The organism is Gottfriedia luciferensis, assembly GCF_001712755.1.
GTDB lineage: Bacteria > Bacillota > Bacilli > Bacillales > Bacillaceae_G > Gottfriedia > Gottfriedia luciferensis_B.
In genome coordinates, this window is sequence record NZ_MDKC01000020.1 from 1 (window position 1) to 4,928 (window position 4,928).

2 tRNA genes and 2 rRNA genes are annotated in these 4,928 nt (G+C 51.3%); all 4 read right to left on the bottom strand.

The features are described from left to right. Positions 1–10 precede the first annotated feature (10 nt). Positions 11–2,948: ribosomal RNA gene (locus BED47_RS13045) — 23S ribosomal RNA — on the bottom strand. A gap of 80 nt (positions 2,949–3,028) precedes the next feature. Further along, a tRNA-Ala gene (locus tag BED47_RS13050) sits at positions 3,029–3,104 on the bottom strand. Positions 3,105–3,125: 21 nt separating this feature from the next. Then, positions 3,126–3,202 (bottom strand) — tRNA-Ile (locus tag BED47_RS13055). 92 nt (positions 3,203–3,294) lie between these two features. Further along, positions 3,295–4,844 (bottom strand): 16S ribosomal RNA (locus BED47_RS13060). The 16S and 23S rRNA genes sit together here with 2 tRNA genes alongside, the layout of an rRNA operon. Positions 4,845–4,928: the final 84 nt, after the last annotated feature.

Below are 4,928 nucleotides of genomic sequence, written 5' to 3' on the forward strand. Positions count from 1 at the left end.
ATCAAACTTGTTAGTTAAGTCCTCGACCGATTAGTATCAGTCAGCTCCACGTGTCACCACGCTTCCACCTCTGACCTATCAACCTGATCGTCTCTCAGGGGTCTTACTAGCTTAACGCTATGGGAAATCTCATCTTGAGGGGGGCTTCATGCTTAGATGCTTTCAGCACTTATCCCTTCCACACATAGCTACCCAGCCATGCTCTTGGCAGAACAACTGGTACACCAGCGGTGTGTCCATCCCGGTCCTCTCGTACTAAGGACAGCTCCTCTCAAATTTCCTGCGCCCACGACGGATAGGGACCGAACTGTCTCACGACGTTCTGAACCCAGCTCGCGTACCGCTTTAATGGGCGAACAGCCCAACCCTTGGGACCGACTACAGCCCCAGGATGCGATGAGCCGACATCGAGGTGCCAAACCTCCCCGTCGATGTGGACTCTTGGGGGAGATAAGCCTGTTATCCCCGGGGTAGCTTTTATCCGTTGAGCGATGGCCCTTCCATGCGGAACCACCGGATCACTAAGCCCGACTTTCGTCCCTGCTCGACTTGTAGGTCTCGCAGTCAAGCTCCCTTATGCCTTTACACTCTTCGAATGATTTCCAACCATTCTGAGGGAACCTTTGGGCGCCTCCGTTACTCTTTAGGAGGCGACCGCCCCAGTCAAACTGCCCACCTGACACTGTCTCCGAGCCGGATCACGGCTCTAGGTTAGAATTTCAATACAGCCAGGGTAGTATCCCACCGACGCCTCCACCGAAGCTAGCGCTCCGGCTTCTCAGGCTCCTACCTATCCTGTACAAGCTGTACCAAAATTCAATATCAAGCTGCAGTAAAGCTCCACGGGGTCTTTCCGTCCTGTCGCGGGTAACCTGCATCTTCACAGGTACTATAATTTCACCGAGTCTATGGTTGAGACAGTGCCCAAATCGTTACGCCTTTCGTGCGGGTCGGAACTTACCCGACAAGGAATTTCGCTACCTTAGGACCGTTATAGTTACGGCCGCCGTTTACTGGGGCTTCAATTCAGAGCTTCTCCCGTAAGGGATAACCCCTCCTCTTAACCTTCCAGCACCGGGCAGGCGTCAGCCCCTATACTTCGCCTTGCGGCTTCGCAGAGACCTGTGTTTTTGCTAAACAGTCGCTTGGGCCTTTTCACTGCGGCTCTCCCGGGCATACACCCAAAAGAGCACCCCTTCTCCCGAAGTTACGGGGTCATTTTGCCGAGTTCCTTAACCATAGTTCTCTCGCTCACCTTAGGATTCTCTCCTCGCCTACCTGTGTCGGTTTGCGGTACAGGCACCTATTTCCTCGCTAGAAGCTTTTCTTGGCAGCGTAGAATCAGGAACTTCGGTACTATATTTCCCTCGCCATCACAACTCAGCCTTATGATGTGCGGATTTGCCTACACATCAGCCTAATTGCTTGGACGCGCATATCCAGCAGCGCGCTTACCCTATCTTTCTGCGTCCCTCCATCGCTCAAACGGAAATGAGGTGGTACAGGAATATCAACCTGTTGTCCATCGCCTACGCCTGTCGGCCTCGGCTTAGGTCCTGACTAACCCTGGGAGGACGAGCCTTCCCCAGGAAACCTTAGGCATACGGTGGACGGGATTCTCACCCGTCTTTCGCTACTCATACCGGCATTCTCACTTCTAAGCGCTCCACCAGTCCTTACGATCTAGCTTCAACGCCCTTAGAACGCTCCCCTACCACTGATACCATACGGTATCAATCCGCAGCTTCGGTGATACGTTTAGCCCCGTTACATTTTCGGCGCAGAGTCACTCGACCAGTGAGCTATTACGCACTCTTTAAATGGTGGCTGCTTCTAAGCCAACATCCTGGTTGTCTAAGCAACTCCACATCCTTTTCCACTTAACGTATACTTTGGGACCTTAGCTGGCGGTCTGGGCTGTTTCCCTCTTGACCACGGATCTTATCACTCGTAGTCTGACTCCTATGGATAAGTCATTGGCATTCGGAGTTTGACTGAATTCGGTAACCCGTTGGGGGCCCCTAGTCCAATCAGTGCTCTACCTCCAAGACTCTAACACATAAGGCTAGCCCTAAAGCTATTTCGGGGAGAACCAGCTATCTCCGAGTTCGATTGGAATTTCTCCGCTACCCACACCTCATCCCCGCACTTTTCAACGTGCGTGGGTTCGGACCTCCATTCAGTGTTACCTGAACTTCATCCTGGACATGGGTAGATCACTCGGTTTCGGGTCTACGACCACGTACTATATCGCCCTATTCAGACTCGCTTTCGCTGCGGCTCCGTCTCTTCAACTTAACCTTGCACGGGATCGTAACTCGCCGGTTCATTCTACAAAAGGCACGCCATCACTCGTTAACGAGCTCTGACTATTTGTAAGCACACGGTTTCAGGTTCTCTTTCACTCCCCTTCCGGGGTGCTTTTCACCTTTCCCTCACGGTACTGGTTCACTATCGGTCACTAGGTAGTATTTAGCCTTGGGAGATGGTCCTCCCAGATTCCGACGGAATTTCACGTGTTCCGCCGTACTCAGGATCCACTCAAGAGGGAACGAGGTTTCAACTACAGGGTTTTTACCTTCTTTGACGGACCTTTCCAGGTCGCTTCATTTACCCCGTTCCTTTGTAACTCCGTATAGAGTGTCCTACAACCCCAAGAGGCAAGCCTCTTGGTTTGGGCTATCTTCCGTTTCGCTCGCCGCTACTCAGGAAATCGCTATTGCTTTCTATTCCTCCAGGTACTTAGATGTTTCAGTTCCCTGGGTCTGTCCTCAGTACCCTATGTATTCAGGTAAAGATACTACTCCATTACGAGTAGTGGGTTCCCCCATTCGGAAATCTCCGGATCAAAGCTTACTTACAGCTCCCCGAAGCATATCGGTGTTAGTCCCGTCCTTCATCGACTCCTAGTGCCAAGGCATCCACCGTGCGCCCTTTCTAACTTAACTAATTTTAAAACTAATTGAATTAAACTTACGCAGTTTAATGAATGACATTATCTAGTTTTCAAGGTACAAAATAAAAAAAATGGTGGAGCCTAGCGGGATCGAACCGCTGACCTCCTGCGTGCAAGGCAGGCGCTCTCCCAGCTGAGCTAAGGCCCCATTATTATATTATAAAAGATATGGTGGGCCTAAATGGACTCGAACCATCGACCTCACGCTTATCAGGCGTGCGCTCTAACCAGCTGAGCTATAGGCCCATATCTACAATAGAAGGATAATCCTTCAAAACTAAACAAAACAATGAAGAAACATTTCATACATGAACCATCGGTTCATGATGTCTCCATAGAAAGGAGGTGATCCAGCCGCACCTTCCGATACGGCTACCTTGTTACGACTTCACCCCAATCATCTGTCCCACCTTAGGCGGCTGGCCCCTAAAAGGTTACCCCACCGACTTCGGGTGTTACAAACTCTCGTGGTGTGACGGGCGGTGTGTACAAGGCCCGGGAACGTATTCACCGCGGCATGCTGATCCGCGATTACTAGTGATTCCGGCTTCATGTAGGCGAGTTGCAGCCTACAATCCGAACTGAGAATAGTTTTATGGGATTAGCTCCACCTCGCGGTCTTGCAACCCTTTGTACTATCCATTGTAGCACGTGTGTAGCCCAGGTCATAAGGGGCATGATGATTTGACGTCATCCCCACCTTCCTCCGGTTTGTCACCGGCAGTCACCTTAGAGTGCCCAACTAAATGCTGGCAACTAAGATCAAGGGTTGCGCTCGTTGCGGGACTTAACCCAACATCTCACGACACGAGCTGACGACAACCATGCACCACCTGTCACTCTGTCCCCGAAGGGAAAGCCCTATCTCTAGGGTTGTCAGAGGATGTCAAGACCTGGTAAGGTTCTTCGCGTTGCTTCGAATTAAACCACATGCTCCACCACTTGTGCGGGCCCCCGTCAATTCCTTTGAGTTTCAGTCTTGCGACCGTACTCCCCAGGCGGAGTGCTTAATGCGTTAACTTCAGCACTAAAGGGCGGAAACCCTCTAACACTTAGCACTCATCGTTTACAGCGTGGACTACCAGGGTATCTAATCCTGTTTGCTCCCCACGCTTTCGCGCCTCAGCGTCAGTTACAGACCAGAAAGTCGCCTTCGCCACTGGTGTTCCTCCAAATCTCTACGCATTTCACCGCTACACTTGGAATTCCACTTTCCTCTTCTGCACTCAAGTTTCCCAGTTTCCAATGACCCTCCCCGGTTGAGCCGGGGGCTTTCACATCAGACTTAAGAAACCGCCTGCGCGCGCTTTACGCCCAATAATTCCGGACAACGCTTGCCACCTACGTATTACCGCGGCTGCTGGCACGTAGTTAGCCGTGGCTTTCTGGTTAGGTACCGTCAAGGTGCCAGCTTATTCAACTAGCACTTATTCTTCCCTAACAACAGAGCTTTACGACCCGAAGGCCTTCATCGCTCACGCGGCGTTGCTCCGTCAGACTTTCGTCCATTGCGGAAGATTCCCTACTGCTGCCTCCCGTAGGAGTCTGGGCCGTGTCTCAGTCCCAGTGTGGCCGATCACCCTCTCAGGTCGGCTACGCATCGTCGCCTTGGTGAGCCGTTACCTCACCAACTAGCTAATGCGCCGCGGGCCCATCTGTAAGTGATAGCCGAAGCCATCTTTCAATAAAGGAACAGGAGTTCCTTTATGTCATCCGGTATTAGCTCCGGTTTCCCGAAGTTATCCCAGTCTTACAGGTAGGTTGCCCACGTGTTACTCACCCGTCCGCCGCTAACTAACGGGAGCAAGCTCCCATTAATCCGCTCGACTTGCATGTATTAGGCACGCCGCCAGCGTTCGTCCTGAGCCAGGATCAAACTCTCCATAAAAGTTAAGTTTAAATCTTGTATTGCTCAAAAAACTAATAATTGACGTTTACTTCATGTTTTGTTTAGTTTTCAAAGATCATCTTG